The organism is Marinobacter sp. M3C (genome assembly GCF_023311895.1).
GTDB lineage: Bacteria > Pseudomonadota > Gammaproteobacteria > Pseudomonadales > Oleiphilaceae > Marinobacter.
This window is the reverse complement of the sequence record NZ_CP092284.1, coordinates 1,175,589-1,190,602: the sequence shown is the minus strand read 5'-3', so window position 1 is coordinate 1,190,602 and position 15,014 is coordinate 1,175,589. Positions and strand designations below refer to the sequence as shown.

The 15,014-nt window shown below is 54.6% G+C and carries 15 protein-coding genes and 1 tRNA gene; all 16 read left to right on the top strand.

The genetic code is table 11. From position 1 onward, the window contains the following. Positions 1-110 precede the first annotated feature (110 nt). Positions 111-854 carry a 30S ribosomal protein S2 gene (rpsB, locus tag MIH18_RS05400; RefSeq protein WP_249014103.1) on the top strand — a complete coding sequence of 248 codons (744 nt, stop codon included), beginning with the start codon at positions 111-113 and terminating at the stop codon, positions 852-854. Between the two features lie 115 nt (positions 855-969). Continuing rightward, positions 970-1,839, top strand: coding sequence for a translation elongation factor Ts (tsf, locus tag MIH18_RS05395; RefSeq protein ID WP_249008236.1), 870 nt, complete (start codon positions 970-972; stop codon positions 1,837-1,839). Between the two features lie 190 nt (positions 1,840-2,029). After that, positions 2,030-2,758 (top strand): UMP kinase, encoded by a 729-nt coding sequence (gene pyrH, locus MIH18_RS05390; RefSeq protein WP_098417886.1) that lies wholly within the window; start codon positions 2,030-2,032, stop codon positions 2,756-2,758. A gap of 90 nt (positions 2,759-2,848) precedes the next feature. Continuing rightward, the gene (frr, locus tag MIH18_RS05385; protein WP_249008238.1) at positions 2,849-3,406 is read left to right on the top strand and encodes a ribosome recycling factor; all 558 of its coding nucleotides are present in this window, start codon (positions 2,849-2,851) and stop codon (positions 3,404-3,406) included. 66 nt (positions 3,407-3,472) lie between these two features. Next, the gene (gene uppS / locus MIH18_RS05380; protein WP_249008239.1) at positions 3,473-4,240 is read left to right on the top strand and encodes a polyprenyl diphosphate synthase; all 768 of its coding nucleotides are present in this window, start codon (positions 3,473-3,475) and stop codon (positions 4,238-4,240) included. 24 nt (positions 4,241-4,264) lie between these two features. Continuing rightward, the gene (locus MIH18_RS05375) at positions 4,265-5,107 is read left to right on the top strand and encodes a phosphatidate cytidylyltransferase (RefSeq protein ID WP_249008240.1); all 843 of its coding nucleotides are present in this window, start codon (positions 4,265-4,267) and stop codon (positions 5,105-5,107) included. Further along, entirely contained in the window at positions 5,104-6,291 is a 1,188-nt protein-coding gene (gene ispC, locus MIH18_RS05370) for a 1-deoxy-D-xylulose-5-phosphate reductoisomerase (protein WP_249014102.1), read from the top strand. The genes MIH18_RS05375 and ispC overlap by 4 nt, the downstream gene beginning before the upstream one ends. Before the next feature lie 45 nt (positions 6,292-6,336). After that, complete coding sequence (gene rseP / locus MIH18_RS05365) at positions 6,337-7,680, top strand: RIP metalloprotease RseP (protein ID WP_249008242.1); 1,344 nt, start codon at positions 6,337-6,339, stop codon at positions 7,678-7,680. Between the two features lie 42 nt (positions 7,681-7,722). After that, entirely contained in the window at positions 7,723-10,044 is a 2,322-nt protein-coding gene (gene bamA / locus MIH18_RS05360) for an outer membrane protein assembly factor BamA (protein ID WP_249008243.1), read from the top strand. Between the two features lie 49 nt (positions 10,045-10,093). After that, the gene (locus MIH18_RS05355; protein WP_249008244.1) at positions 10,094-10,591 is read left to right on the top strand and encodes an OmpH family outer membrane protein; all 498 of its coding nucleotides are present in this window, start codon (positions 10,094-10,096) and stop codon (positions 10,589-10,591) included. A gap of 52 nt (positions 10,592-10,643) precedes the next feature. Beyond that, a complete protein-coding gene (lpxD, locus tag MIH18_RS05350) occupies positions 10,644-11,669 on the top strand; it encodes a UDP-3-O-(3-hydroxymyristoyl)glucosamine N-acyltransferase (protein ID WP_249008245.1) in 1,026 nt (341 codons plus the stop codon). An 11-nt stretch (positions 11,670-11,680) separates the two neighbouring features. Further along, a complete protein-coding gene (gene fabZ, locus MIH18_RS05345; RefSeq protein WP_249008246.1) occupies positions 11,681-12,118 on the top strand; it encodes a 3-hydroxyacyl-ACP dehydratase FabZ in 438 nt (145 codons plus the stop codon). Then, positions 12,118-12,909: an acyl-ACP--UDP-N-acetylglucosamine O-acyltransferase gene (gene lpxA, locus MIH18_RS05340; protein WP_249008247.1), complete on the top strand. Its 792-nt coding sequence runs from the start codon at positions 12,118-12,120 to the stop codon at positions 12,907-12,909. The genes fabZ and lpxA overlap by 1 nt, the downstream gene beginning before the upstream one ends. Before the next feature lie 15 nt (positions 12,910-12,924). Beyond that, positions 12,925-14,112 (top strand): lipid-A-disaccharide synthase, encoded by a 1,188-nt coding sequence (lpxB, locus tag MIH18_RS05335; protein ID WP_249014101.1) that lies wholly within the window; start codon positions 12,925-12,927, stop codon positions 14,110-14,112. A gap of 20 nt (positions 14,113-14,132) precedes the next feature. After that, positions 14,133-14,816: a ribonuclease HII gene (gene rnhB / locus MIH18_RS05330; RefSeq protein ID WP_249008249.1), complete on the top strand. Its 684-nt coding sequence runs from the start codon at positions 14,133-14,135 to the stop codon at positions 14,814-14,816. A 57-nt stretch (positions 14,817-14,873) separates the two neighbouring features. Further along, positions 14,874-14,950, top strand: a tRNA-Met gene (locus tag MIH18_RS05325). The last annotated feature ends 64 nt before the right edge of the window (positions 14,951-15,014 follow it).

Sequence of the window (15,014 nt, the reverse complement as noted above, 5' to 3'; positions counted from 1 at the left end):
ACACACGGGTCGACACGTTGCTCCAGGGTGCCTGCGGTTGTTAAAAACCGCATATAGGTTGGTGCAATCGGATTCGTGGAGGTCTAACCCGAAGTTACAAGGTAACTATAATGGCTCAAGTACATATGCGTGACCTGCTTAAAGCAGGTGCTCACTTTGGACACCAGACTCGCTACTGGAATCCAAAAATGTCGAAGTACATCTTCGGCGCCCGTAACAAGATTCACATCATCAACCTGGAACAGACCGTTCCGGCTATGAACGATGCTCTTAAATTCGTTGCTCAGCTGACCGAGAACAAGAACAAGATTCTGTTCGTAGGTACCAAGCGCGCCGCTGCGAAGATCATTAAAGAAGAAGCAGAGCGTTCAGGTCAACCTTTTGTGAACCACCGCTGGTTAGGCGGCATGCTGACCAACTACAAAACCATTCGTCAGTCGATTCACCGCTACCGTGAACTGCAAGCGCAGAGCAAAGACGGTACTTTTGACAAGCTGACGAAGAAAGAAGCGCTTGAGCGCACCCGCGAAATGGACAAGCTTGAGCGTTCCATTGGTGGTATCAAGGACATGGGCGGCCTGCCTGATGCCTTGTTCGTGATAGACGTTGACCACGAGCGTATCGCTATTAAAGAAGCCAACAAGCTGGGTATTCCTGTTATTGGCGTGGTTGACACCAACAGCAACCCTGACGGTGTTGATTACGTAATCCCGGGTAACGATGACGCCATCCGTGCTATCCAGATTTACGTGAAAGCGGTTGCTGACACCTGCCTGGAATCGGTCAACGTTGGCGCAGACGAGTTTGTTGAAGTTGGCGAAGAAGCCCCAAGCGCAGCGCCTGCTGCAGAGTAGAGCTTGAGAACAAGGCTTGAGAGCAACGCTTGATTTGCTCTGAGATTCAAAGCCTGCCCGGACAAATTCTGGGCAGGCTTTCCTACCGAATTCGGAAATTTTAAGAGGACCCAACATGGCTGCTATTACCGCTGCAATGGTCAAAGAGCTGCGTGAGCGCACCGGCCTTGGCATGATGGAATGCAAAAAAGCTTTGGTTGAATCGGAAGGCAGTGTGGACGCCGCGATTGAAGAGCTGCGCAAATCATCTGGCCTGAAGGCTGCTAAAAAAGCCGGCCGTACCGCCGCTGAAGGCGTTTCACTGATCAAGATTTCAGACGACCACACCGTGGGCCTGATTTTAGAAGTGAACTCCGAAACCGACTTTGTTGCCCGTGATGATAATTTCATCAATTTCGCCAACGACGTGCTAGACGTTGCGTTCAAAAAGAACGAAACCGATGTTGCCGTATTGATGGCGGGCGATCTGGAAGCCAAGCGTGAAGCGCTGGTCCAGAAAATCGGCGAGAACATCAGCGTACGCCGCATTGTGCGCATTGAAGGCGCGGTTGTGGGCGGTTACGTTCACAGCACCAACAAGATTGCTGCCGTGGTTGCTTTGACCGCAGGTGACGCAGAGCTGGCCCGTGATATCGCTATGCACGTTGCTGCGGTAAACCCGCGCATCGCCAAGCCTGAAGATATGCCGGCTGAAGAGCTGGAGCAAGAAAAGGCGATCATCAAGGCGCAGCCGGATATGGCAGGCAAGCCGGCTGAAATCGTTGAAAAAATGATGGGCGGTCGCATCAAGAAATACTTGGCTGAAAACAGCCTGATCGAACAGCCGTTCGTTAAAAACCCGGAGCAAACCGTGGGCCAGCTGGTTGCAGCGGCCGGTGGCGAGCTGGTTGGTTTCCTTCGCGTTGAAGTAGGCGAAGGCATCGAGCGGGAAGAAGTCGACTTTGCTGCCGAGGTTGCTGCTGCATCCGGTATCAACAAAGGCTGATTTCAGCTTCGGAAGCTGCCTGATTGATCGACGGCTTCGTTCAAGTCTGCCACGTTAGCCGGTTTTCCGGCTCTCGTGGCGGGCTTGTATCTGAGATGTCCCTTTTTTGTCGAGGGTTATGTCAAATACAAGCCTGCCGCATTGCGCCGCCGCTTTGCGCTGCAGTCAATAGACCAGAAAGGGGATCCTCATGTCGACAACGTCCAAAACTCAGCCCAGATACAAGCGTATCCTGCTAAAGCTCAGCGGTGAGGCCCTGATGGGTGATCTTGGCTTTGGTATCGACCCCAAGGTTCTGGACCGCATGGCGCTGGAAATTGGTGCGCTGATTGGTATTGGTGTGCAGGTTGGCCTGGTGATTGGTGGCGGTAACCTGTTCCGCGGCGAAGCACTGAGCGCGGCCGGTATGGACCGCGTTAGCGGCGACCATATGGGCATGCTGGCCACCGTAATGAACGGCCTCGCCATGCGTGACGCCCTGGAACGTTCCAACATCCGCACCCGTGTTATGTCTGCGATCCCCATGAGTGGTATTGTGGAGCATTACGATCGCCGCAGCGCCGTGCGCGATCTGAAAGACGGCGACGTGGTTATTTTCTGTGCGGGTACCGGCAACCCCTTTTTTACCACCGATTCCGCGGCCTGCCTGCGCGGTATTGAAATCGAAGCCGATGCGGTACTGAAGGGCACCAAGGTAGATGGCGTGTATTCAGCCGACCCCTACCTGGACAGCACAGCGGTAAAATACGACTCCCTGACTTATGACGAAGTATTGGATAAAAAACTGGGTGTGATGGACTTGACGGCCATCTGCCTGGCCCGCGACCACGGCATGCCGCTGCGGGTATTTGATATGAATAGCCCCGGGGTTCTGACCCGCATCGTGACAGGCGAAAAAGTAGGTACTCTTATTGAATAACCGATTGAATAGTCGATTGACTGATCGATTGTATAGTTGATTGAATAATCCGGCAGGGTCCGGTTTTACGAACAAATCGAGGATTGGCAAGTGATTAACGAGATCAAAACGGAAGCTGAAACCAAAATGACCAAGAGCATTGAAGCTCTGACGTCAGCGTTTAACAAAATCCGAACCGGCCGCGCGCATCCTTCCATTCTGGACAGCGTGATGGTGAATTACTACGGCCAGGAAACGCCGTTGAGGCAGGTAGCCTCGGTGAATGTGGAAGACAGCCGAACATTGACGGTGTCACCTTGGGAAAAAAACCTGGTCCCGCAAATTGAAAAGGCCATCATGACCTCTGACCTGGGGCTTAATCCGTCTACCAGCGGTGACCTTATTCGGTTGCCCATGCCGATGCTTACCGAAGAGACCCGTAAACACATGGTCAAGCAGGCTCGAGCTGACGCCGAACACGGCCGGGTTTCATTGCGCAACGCCCGTCGCGATGCCAATAGCACGTTAAAAGAGCTGCTGAAAGACAAAGACATCAGCGAAGACGACGAGCGCCGCGGCGAAGAAGAAGTGCAAAAGCTGACCGACCGCTTTATTGCGGAAGTGGAAAAGTTACTGAAAGCCAAAGAAGAGGATTTGATGGCGGTTTGACGCCGGCATTTTGAGGATACAACACTCACTGCTGCCATAAGGCGCGGCGGCCGCACAGGGGATGTTATGACCGCAACTGTTTCCGCAGCAATTCCGGAATCGGCACCAAGCCGGCCGAAACATGTTGCCGTTATCATGGACGGTAACAATCGTTGGGCCAAGGCCCGGCGTCTTAAGGGTGTGGCCGGTCACAAGGCTGGTGTGGACGCCGTCCGCGCCGTGGTGGAAACCTGTGCCCGCGAGGGTGTCAAGGTTGTTACCCTGTTTGCGTTTTCCAGTGAAAACTGGCGCCGCCCTCAAGACGAAGTCTCCGCATTGATGAAACTGTTTGTGTTTGCGCTGGAACGCGAAGTGCGCAAACTGCATCGCAACAATATTTGCCTGCGTCTTATCGGTGATCGTTCGGCTTTTAGCCCCCTGTTACAGGACTTGATGGCGAAAGCCGAAACACTCACCGCTGACAATACAGCGATGACGCTGGTAATTGCCGCCAATTACGGTGGCCAATGGGACATCACGGAAGCCACCCGTAAAATTGCCGGAAAAGTCGCTAGTGGCCAATTGCTGCCATCGGATATCACCGAAGACCTGATTCAAAGCCACTTGAGCCTAGGTGATTTGCCCATGCCAGACTTGATGATTCGCACCGCCGGCGAACAGCGCATCAGCAATTTTATGTTATGGCACCTGGCGTATACCGAGTTCTATTTCTCGCCGGTGTTCTGGCCGGACTTCAAGCAACCGCAGATGCAGGAAGCGCTGGCCGCCTACGCCGCAAGGCAAAGACGTTTTGGCCAGACGGATGACCAGGTCGCGGCCCGATCGTCGCTCTGATAACACAACAAGAGCAGGTTCACTGTGCTTAAAACCCGAATAATAACTGCGTTGATTCTGGCGCCCATTGCTATAGGTGGCGTTTTCTTCCTACCACCTGTGGGTTTTGCAATTTTTACCGCCGCGCTGATTGCCCTGGGTGCCTGGGAGTGGGCCAATATGGCGGGGCTGACAGCGCAGCCCGCACGTGTTGGCTACAGCGCCGCCGTATTGCTGGTATTGGCGGCTTTATACACAATAACGGCGCAAGGTGTGCTCTGGTTAGCGTTGTTCTGGTGGCTGGCCGGTTTTGGCCTGGTGGCTTACTACCCCAAAGGTTCTGCGCATTGGGGTTCGGTTCCGGCACGGGCGGCCATGGGTCTGCTGGTGTTGGTGCCGGCCTGGGTTGGCTTGAATTATTTGCGCAGCGGTGAGTTCAAATTTGGGCTGACCGACAATAACCTGTTGTTAATTCTGTATGTGTTTACGCTGGTGTGGGTAGCCGATATTGGTGCGTATTTTTCTGGCCGAAAATTTGGCAATGCCAAGTTAGCGCCGCGGGTCAGTCCGGGTAAATCCTGGGCCGGAGTATGGGGTGGTTTGGCGGCGGTTGCGGTTTTTGCATGGGTGGTTAGCCAAACACTGGATGCCGGGGCTGGGCAGTCGCTTGCTCTAATTGTTATTTCCATCGTTACCGCTGCGGTGTCGGTGCTGGGCGACTTGTTCGAAAGTATGCTTAAGCGCTTTCGCGGCATTAAAGACAGCAGTCGGTTACTTCCCGGGCACGGCGGCATTATGGACCGCATAGACAGTCTGACTGCGGCCATACCGATATTTACCGTGTTTGTTATTCAACTTGGTTGGCTTAATGTTGGACTCTTATCTTGATGCAACGCCGCCATCTATCAGTGCTCGGGGCCACCGGCTCTATCGGTTTAAGTACGCTGGATGTCGTGCGTCGTCACCCACAGCGCTTTTCAGTATACGCTCTGACAGCTTGCTCAAGCGTTGAGGCAATGGCGATTTTGTGCCGTGAGTTTGAACCGGCCGTTGCCGTAATGGCTGATGGGCCTGCGGCTGAAAAACTGCGCGAGGCCTTGTCTGACTTGCCGCACATTCGAGTGCTGACCGGGGAAGCTGGCCTGAGTGAGGCGGCGACAAGCCCGGACGTTGATACGGTGATGGCGGCCATTGTGGGTGCAGCGGGTTTGCCGTCAACTCTGGCCGCGGTGCGCGCTGGCAAGCGGGTTTTACTGGCCAACAAAGAAGCGCTAGTGATGTCCGGGCGCCTGTTTATGGATGCTGTGGACGAGTCAGGCGCGGAATTGCTACCCATTGACTCCGAGCATAATGCCATATTCCAATGCATGCCGGCAGATCGTATTCGCCAGCCCGATGCCGCGGGTATTACCCGTATTTTGCTGACCGCTTCGGGCGGGCCTTTCCGTGAAATGCCAGCATCAGACATGGCACTGGTAACGCCCGATCAGGCATGCGCCCACCCCAACTGGTCCATGGGCCGAAAAATTTCTGTCGATTCTGCCACCCTGATGAATAAGGGGCTGGAGCTGATCGAAGCCTGTTGGCTGTTCAACATTTCGCCGGAAAAAATTGAAGTGCACGTTCATCCGGAGAGTATCATCCACTCTATGGTGGAATACGCTGACGGCTCTGTGCTGGCGCAGATGGGTAGCCCGGACATGCGCACGCCAATTGCCAACGGCCTGGCATGGCCAGAGCGTATCGAAGCTGGCGTAGCACCGTTGGACCTGTTTGCGATTGGCCGATTTCACTTTGAACGCCCTGACATCGAGCGTTTCCCGTGTTTGCGGCTGGCCGCAGAAGCCTTTAAAACAGGCGGTACCGCACCGGCAGTGCTTAACGCCGCTAACGAAATCGCGGTAGAAGCTTTTTTACAGGGCAGGGTTCGCTTTACTGACATCCCCGTTATCATTGGCCAAACCCTATCCGCCGTTGCTGCGGTTCCGGCCGACAGCTTTGACATAATTTTCAGCAAAGATTCTGAAGCGCGACAGTACGCCAGCGCCCGAGTGGCAGAGCTGGCATGCTGAAATCAGAGTCGGATTTTTACGATAGCTATTATTCCGAGAGGCGCTATGCAGATCATTGAGACGATTCTTTCGCTGGCGCTAACGCTGGGTATTCTGGTGACCATTCATGAATACGGGCATTTCTGGGTAGCCCGCCGTTTTGGCGTAAAAGTTCTGCGTTTTTCGGTGGGTTTTGGTAAACCTTTGTGGTCTTGGTATGACCGCCATGGCACCGAGTTTGCCGTAGCTGCGATTCCATTGGGTGGCTACGTGAAAATGTTGGATGCCCGCGAAGGGCCGGTGCCGCCAGAGCAGATCGATCAGGCTTTTACCTCGAAGTCGCCATATCAGCGTATTGCCATAGCGGCTGCCGGTCCCGCGGCCAACTTTATATTTGCCATCGCTGCTTACTGGCTTCTGGCGGTTGTCGGCGTGACCACGGTTGCGCCTATTGTTGGTTCGGTCACACCGGGCTCGGTGGCCGAGCGGGTAGGCCTTACGCCGGGTATGGAGTTGACGAAAGTTGACGGTCACGATGTTAGCTCTTGGCGCAGCGTTAACATGCGCCTGCTGGAGCGTGCTGGCGAACATGGTACAGTGAGCTTCGCGGTAACCGGCGGCCAGGGCCTATTACAGGGCGAGTTGGGTGGATGGAGTTTGAGCACTAATACTCCCGACCCGCTCGGCGAATTTGGGATTGTGCCCAATCGTCCTGCTATACCGCCGGTGTTGGGGGTAATCTCTGCAGACGGCCGTGCCAGCGCTGCCGGCCTTCAACCGGGTGATCGCATAACCGCGGTCGACGGCGAGCCGGTTGCAGATTGGTTCGCGTTGGTTGAGCACATTCGCACATCGCCTGAGCAAAACTTGGTGCTGCGTTTTGAGCGCGAAGGCGCCGAGCGCGAGCTGAGTATTGTTCCGGCAGAGAGCACAACAGAGACGGGTGAAATTATTGGCCTGATTGGAGCCGGGGTGCAGGTGCCGGAATGGCCGGAAGGCAGTCTTCGCGACATCAGTTATGGCCCGTTGGCAGCGTTTCCGATCGCGGTTGAAGAAACCTGGGCAGATACGCGCTTAACGCTGGTGGCCATCAAGAAAATGCTGACTGGCTTATTGTCGCCAAGCAATCTGAGCGGGCCAATTACTATTGCTCGAGTGGCCGAAGCTAGCGTCAGTTCGGGATTTGAAGACTTTGTGCGGTTCCTGGCTTACCTGAGTGTTAGCCTTGGCGTGCTGAATTTGCTACCGGTACCGGTACTTGATGGTGGTCATATTTTGTACTACACGATTGAGGCGATCCGCCGTAAGCCGGTGTCTGAGCAGGTGCAGGCCGTTGGATTACGAATTGGTATGGCTTTGATACTGACTTTAATGGTGTTTGCTCTTTACAACGACCTTATGCGGTTGTGAGAATTGCGGCCCCTTAGCGCACTAACCAGGCGAAATATTTGAATGAGACTTACTCTTCTAGGTTTAGCCGTTGGCCTGACAGTGGCCACACTCGGTATGAAGCCCGCGCTTGCGGACACATTCACAATATCTGACATTGAAGTTGAAGGCCTTCAGCGCGTATCTGCAGGTACGGTTTTTGGTTCCTTTCCGATCAATATTGGCGAACAGGTTGACGGCGCCGAGCTGGCAGAGGCTATAAAGTCGCTGTTCCGTACAGGCCTGTTTACCGACATCCAGGCCAGCCGTGATTCCGGTGCACTGATTGTGACCGTCCGCGAACGCCCGTCGATCAGCTCTATCAACATTGACGGCAACAAGAATATCGAAACTGATATTCTTAAGGACGCGCTTTCGGGAGCCGGCCTCGAAGAAGGCCAAGTATTCCGCCGTGCAACACTTGAACGGCTAGAGCTGGAGATTCTGCGCTCGTACATTGGCCAAGGCCGGTATAATGCCCGTGTTAAAGCCACGGCCAATGAGCTACCCAGCAACCGCGTTGATATCATTCTGGATATCAACGAGGGCAGTGTTGCCGCGATTCATCACATTAACCTGGTTGGTAACCAGGAATATAGCGATGACGAGTTAAAAGACCTGCTTGAGCTGCAAAGCACCGGCTGGTGGAACTCCATCACTAACTCTGACAAGTACGCCCGTGAACGTTTGAGTGGCGACTTGGAAACCCTTCGGTCCTTTTATCTAGACCGTGGTTTCCTGGATTTCAACGTAGAATCCAGCCAGGTGTCCATATCGCCAGACAAGCAAAAAGTATTCATTGTCATCGCGCTAAATGAAGGCCGGCAGTACACGCTGTCTGACATTCGTCTGCGCGGCAACCTTATTGTGCCGGAGCAGGAATTGCTCGATCTGATCCCGGTAAAAGTGGGTGATGTGTTCTCGCGTGCCCAGATGACCGCTATTTCCGAAAGTTTGTCATTCCGTCTGGGTCGGGAAGGTTACGCGTTTGCTGATGTAAACGCGGTCCCTGAAACGTCCGAAGACGGTACCGCGGCGGTAACCTTCTTTGTTGAGCCGGGCAAACGCGCCTACGTGCGTCGGGTGAACTTCTCGGGCAACGTGTCCACTCGCGACGATGTATTGCGCCAGGAAATGACCCAGATGGAAGGCGGCATTGCGTCCTCTGACCGGATTGAATACTCCAAAGTCCAACTTGAGCGCCTAGGCTTTTTTAAAGGCGTGAATGTGGAAACCGTGCCGGTGCCAGGCACAGATGATTTGGTAGACGTAAACTATAGCGTTGAAGAGCAGCCCACCGGTAGTCTGTCTGCCTCTGTTGGTTTCTCTCAGGATTCCGGCGTTATCCTTGGCGCCAGCGTGTCTGAAAATAACTTTTTCGGAACCGGCAAACGGGTATCGTTTGGGGTCAATTTTAGCGACTCTGTTAAGAGTGCCAACGTGTCTTATCTCGATCCGTACTACACCGTTGACGGTGTTAGCCGCGGTTTCAGTGTGTTTGCCCGTAAAACGGACTACGAAGAAGAAGATATCTCATCCTATCTGTTGGACGAGTACGGTACGCGCGTCACTTTCGGCTATCCCATTGATAACATCACGCGCTTGAATTTCGGCGCCGGTTACACCCTGTCAAAAGTGAAAGAGGGCATCTTCAGCGCTCAGGAAGTGAGAGATTTTATTAACGAAGAGGGTGATGCCTTCAATAACTTTTTCCTGTTCGGCAGTTGGCGACAGAGTACCCTGAACCGCGGCATTCTTCCTTCGGATGGCTATAGTCAATCGTTGTCGCTAGACGTCGCGGTGCCGGGCAGTGATCTGACCTTCTACAAGGTTGGGCACAAAACCGACTTCTACTTCCCGTTGACCGACTCCGAGCGCTGGGTTCTGCGAACCCGCACCGAAATTGGCTACGGTGATGGTTACGGTGATCGTACCGTGATGCCGTTTTATGAGCATTACTATTCCGGCGGTTTTGGCTCAGTTCGTGGCTTTCGAGCCAACTCTCTGGGTCGCCGCGCGCAGAATAGCAATCCGTTGGACCGTTCCGATCCCGATCCTTTCGGTGGTAACCTGCTCACAGAAGCGGGCGTGGAGCTGATATTGCCAACGCCTTTTGCTGGCGATACTCGCTCAATGCGCACTTCGATATTCCTCGATGGCGGCCAGGTATTTGATACAGATCGTGATTTTAGTCCGAATCTCGGAGACGTACGTTTCTCCGCCGGCATTGGCTTCCAATGGATTACCGCGGTGGGCCCTCTGGCGTTCAGCCTGGCTAAGCCGTTGAATGACAAGCCCGGCGACGATACTCAAGTATTCCAGTTCTCGTTGGGCCAGACGTTCTAGCGTGTTTTCAAACGAGATTAATCATAAAAATGAAACAAGGAGAAAATCGATGTCCCGCATAACCTTGATTGTGGCTGCGGCCGTAATGGCACTGTCGTTTCCTGCCATGGCCGATACCCGTATTGGAGTGGTAGACCTGCGCCAAGCCTTGTTTGCGTCGAACAGCGCAAAAACCTTCAGCGAAAAATTGCAACAGGACTTTGCCGGCGACGAAGTAGAGGTTCGTGAAACGCAGGAAAAGGCGCGGGCAATGCAGGATCGCCTGCAAAAAGACGGCGCCATGATGAACGACAGTGAGCGGGAGAAGCTGGCCGGCGAATTCCAACAGACCGTGCAACAGTTCAATGCCATGAAGCAACGCCTGGACACCACCGTGTCACAGCGCAAGCAGGCGTTCCTTGAAGCGGCTCGCCCGCAGGTGGATGTCGCGGTAAAAGAACTGCTGGACGAAAACGACCTAGATTTGATTTTACCGAGCGAAGCCGTGGTTTACGTGAAGCCTGATTTGAATCTGACCGAGCAGCTCCTGGAGAAACTGAACCGTTAAGTCGGGTTGTTATGAACCCTTTTTTTAACGGCGTAGTGCCAGGAGACCTGCGATGAAAGCACCGTCTTATCTGCTGGGTGATATCGCCCGCGAGCTGGGAGCAGACCTCAGGGGCGACCCGCAACAGCGCATCACCGGTCTGGCCACCTTGCAGTGCGCAGGCCCGGAGCAAATCAGCTTTCTGGCGAATCCGTCATACGGTAAACACGTTGCCACCAGCCAAGCTGGTGCCATTATTGTTTCGCCTGAATTTGTTGCGCTGGCCACCTGCAGCGCGCTAGTGATGGATAATCCCTATCTGGGCTATGCCCATTTGAGCCACTGGTTTGACACCACGCCAAAAGCCCCCGCTGGCGTTCATCCTAGCGCGGTGATTGACCCCTCCGCCAGCATAGGGGTTGGGGCCAGCGTCGGCGCTCAGGTGGTCATTGAAGCCGATGTAGACATTGGCGAAGGCGTGGTTGTCGGTCACGGCTGCGTGATTGGCGCGCGCACCCGTATTGGGCGCGACAGCCTTCTGCGACCCCGGGTGACCTTGGCGCACGACGTGGTCATAGGGCAGCGTTGCCACATTCTCAGCGGCGCGGTTATTGGTTCGGACGGCTTCGGTTTTGCCAATGAACGGGGTGTTTGGCACCGCATCGCACAGATTGGCCGGGTTGTTCTGGGCAATGATGTAGAAGTGGGCGCTAATACCACTATTGACCGCGGCGCGCTGGAAGATACGGTGATTGGTGACGGCGTCAAACTTGATAACCTGATTCAGATCGCCCATAACGTACACATAGGCGATCACAGCGCGATGGCCGCTAAAGTGGGTATTTCCGGAAGTACCCGTATTGGCAGCCACTGCGTTTTTGGCGGTGCGGCCGGAGTGGCCGGGCACCTGACCATCAGCGATGGTGTGCAGCTCACGGGTATGACACTGGTAACCGGCGACATCAGCGAACCTGGCGTTTATTCGTCTGGAACCAGCGCAGAAACGAACCGGCAATGGCGCAAAAACGCGGTGCGTTTCCGTCAGTTGGACGCCATGGCCAGACGGCTAAAAGAATTGGAAAAGAAATCAGAGGGCTGAGGCCGATCAACATGATGTACATTAACGAAATTCTTGAATACTTGCCGCACCGCTACCCGTTTTTGCTGGTGGATCGGGTAACTGACATTGAAAGCGGCAAGTCCATCAAGGGCTACAAAAATATCTCGTTCAACGAGCAGTATTTTGAAGGCCACTTTCCTGACAATCCGATTATGCCGGGCGTGTTGATTATAGAAGCCATGGCCCAGTTGTCCGGTATTTTGGGTTTTTATACCGTAGGCCGCAAACCCGCAGATGGCTTTGTGCAGTACCTGGCAAGTGCTAATAAAGTGCGCTTCAAGCGCCCGGTACTGCCGGGTGATCAGTTGTATATGGAATCTACCGTTGTGTCGACCAAGCGCGGCATCTGGAAGTTTGATTGCCGTGCCTTAGTGAATAACGAAGTGGTTTGCGTGGCGGAAATCATGACTGCGGAGCGAGAAGTTTGATGGCGGCACGTGACTGGTCCGGAGTGCACCCCCAGGCTATTGTTGATGCCTCAGCCAAACTGGCAGATAACGTGACCGTTGGGCCCTGGAGTTACATAGGCCCGGGTGTTGAAATCGGTGAAGGCACCGAAATCATGTCCCACGTGGTCATCAAAGGGCCAACTGTTATTGGTCGCAATAATCGAATTTTTCAGTTTTCCAGCGTTGGCGAAGAATGCCAGGATAAAAAGTACGCTGGTGAGCCTACCCGCCTGGTGATCGGCGACAACAACACCATTCGTGAAAACTGCACCGTGCATCGCGGCACCGTGCAAGACCGGGGCGAAACCCGCATCGGCGACGGTAATCTGCTGATGGCTTACGTGCATGTCGCCCACGACTGCGTGCTGGGCGATAACATCATTTTGGCCAACTGCACTACTCTGGCGGGCCATGTAACCCTGGACGACTACGCCATACTGGGTGGCGGTACCATGGTGCATCAATTCTGCCACATTGGCGCTCACAGCATGGCGGCTGGCGGCAGTATCGTGCTGAAAGACATACCCGCTTACGTTATGGCCAGCGGCCAGTCTGCGCAGCCCCACGGCATGAATGTGGAAGGCCTGAAGCGCCGCGGTTTTGGTAAAGACATTCTGGTCAGTCTGCGTAGAGCCTATAAGGTGATTTACCGCCAGGGGCTGACCACCGAGCAAGCCATCAAAACGCTGGAAGCCGACTTTGCTGACCTGCCAGACATTACACTGTTGATTGAATCGCTGCGCCGAGCCGATCGCGGCATCATTCGCTAAACGGGTAGGCTGACATTGCAAAACCCCGAATCCTGCATCACCTTTGGCATCATCGCCGGTGAAGCTTCTGGTGATATCCTCGGTGCAGGACTGATACGGTCCCTTCGCAAACGCTACCCAAACGCCCGCTTTGCCGGTATCGGCGGCGAAGAAATGATGGCCGAAGGCTTCCAGTCCTTGGTGCCCATGGAGCGTTTGAGCGTTATGGGTCTGGTGGAAGTGCTGGGTCGTATTGGTGAGTTGGTGCGCATTCGCCGCCGCCTGCTGGATTTCTTCCTGACCACGCCCCCTGCGGTGGTGATCGGTATCGATTCCCCAGATTTCACTTTGGCAGTAGAGCGCTGCTGCCGCGAGGCCGGCATACCCACGGTGCATTACGTCAGCCCATCGGTGTGGGCCTGGCGTAAAAAGCGCATCTTCAAGATTGCCAAATCCGTTGACTTAATGCTGACTCTGTTTCCGTTCGAAACCGATATCTATCACCAGCACAACATTTCCGTGGCCTTTGTAGGTCACCCACTGGCGGATCGCATACCTATGCGGCCAGACACTGTGCAGGCGAGAGCCGATTTGGGGTTGGAACTTGATAAGCCCGTTCTGGCCATCTTGCCAGGAAGCCGGGGGGGAGAAGTCGAGCGCCTGGGCACGCTCTTTCTAGAAGCTGCGCGCTGGTTGCAGCGGCGTGTTCCCGATTTGCAACTGGTAATCCCTTGCGCCAATCGCGAGCGCGAGAAGCAGATTCGTGGCATTACTGAAGCGTTGGAAATTAGCTTGCCAGTGACCATTGTAAAAGGCCGCTCTCGAGAAGTTATGGCGGCCTCAGACGCAGTATTACTGGCCTCTGGCACCGCTACCCTGGAAGCCATGCTGCTGAAAAAGCCCATGGTGGTGGGCTACCGGCTTAGTGATTTCAGCTACAGAATACTGTCGCGCATGGTGCAGATACCCCACATTGCCTTACCAAACTTACTCGCGCGCCAGGAACTGGTGCCCGAACTCCTGCAAGACGCCGCTACGCCGGAAGCGTTGGGCGCCGCTGTACTCAGCCAGCTTGAAGACACCTCAAAGCGCGAACAGCTGATTGAAGCCTTCACCGAGCTGCATCTGACCCTGCAGCAGAACGCTGACGAGAAAGCGGCCACGGCCATTGCGACCCTGCTGGAAGAACGCTATGACCACAAGGCGCGATTGCTTGAAACTTGAAAGTGCAGGGGCGTCTGATTATGGCCATTAAAACCCCCTTTCCGCCGTTTGTGTGTGATTACCAGGGCGAACTTCTGGCCGGCGTTGACGAAGTAGGGCGTGGCCCCTTGATCGGCGCGGTCGTTACCGCCGCGGTGATACTGGACCCGGCCCGGCCCATAAAAGGCCTGGCCGATTCGAAAAAACTCAGCGAAAAAAAGCGCAACCAACTGTTTGACGAAATCATCGAAAAAGCCACTGCCTGGAGCCTTGGGCGTTGCGAAGCCGAAGAGATTGATCGCTTGAACATCTTCCAGGCCACCATGGTGGCCATGACCCGCGCCGTTGAGGGGCTGAGCCCCCAACCTGAGTATGTGTTGGTAGATGGTAATCGCTGCCCTGATTGGCGCTGGCCCGCTGCGGCTGTGGTGAAAGGCGATATGCGAATAGCCGCTATCAGCGCCGCATCCATTCTGGCGAAAGTAACCCGCGACCGAGAATTACAGTCGCTAGACAAACAATACCCGGGCTACGGTCTGGCGCAACACAAAGGCTACCCAACTGCAGTTCACATGGAAGCGTTGGCGCGATTGGGCGCCACACCCCAGCACCGACGCTCGTTTCGCCCGGTCAGAGAAGCACTAGACACCGTCGGCGACTTTAACCCCGATGCTCAAGAAGATTTGTTTGTACAAGGCGTTGACAAGTCTCTAGCCGGGCATTAGTATACGCGCACATTGATTGAGGCGAGTTTGAAAAGCGCTTCACCAATACCAGTTTGATGCGGGATGGAGCAGTCTGGTAGCTCGTCGGGCTCATAACCCGAAGGTCGTAGGTTCGAATCCTGCTCCCGCTACCATATATTAGAAAAAAGCCAGATCAGTGATTCACTGATCTGGCTTTTTTGTTTGTGCTTTTGGTGT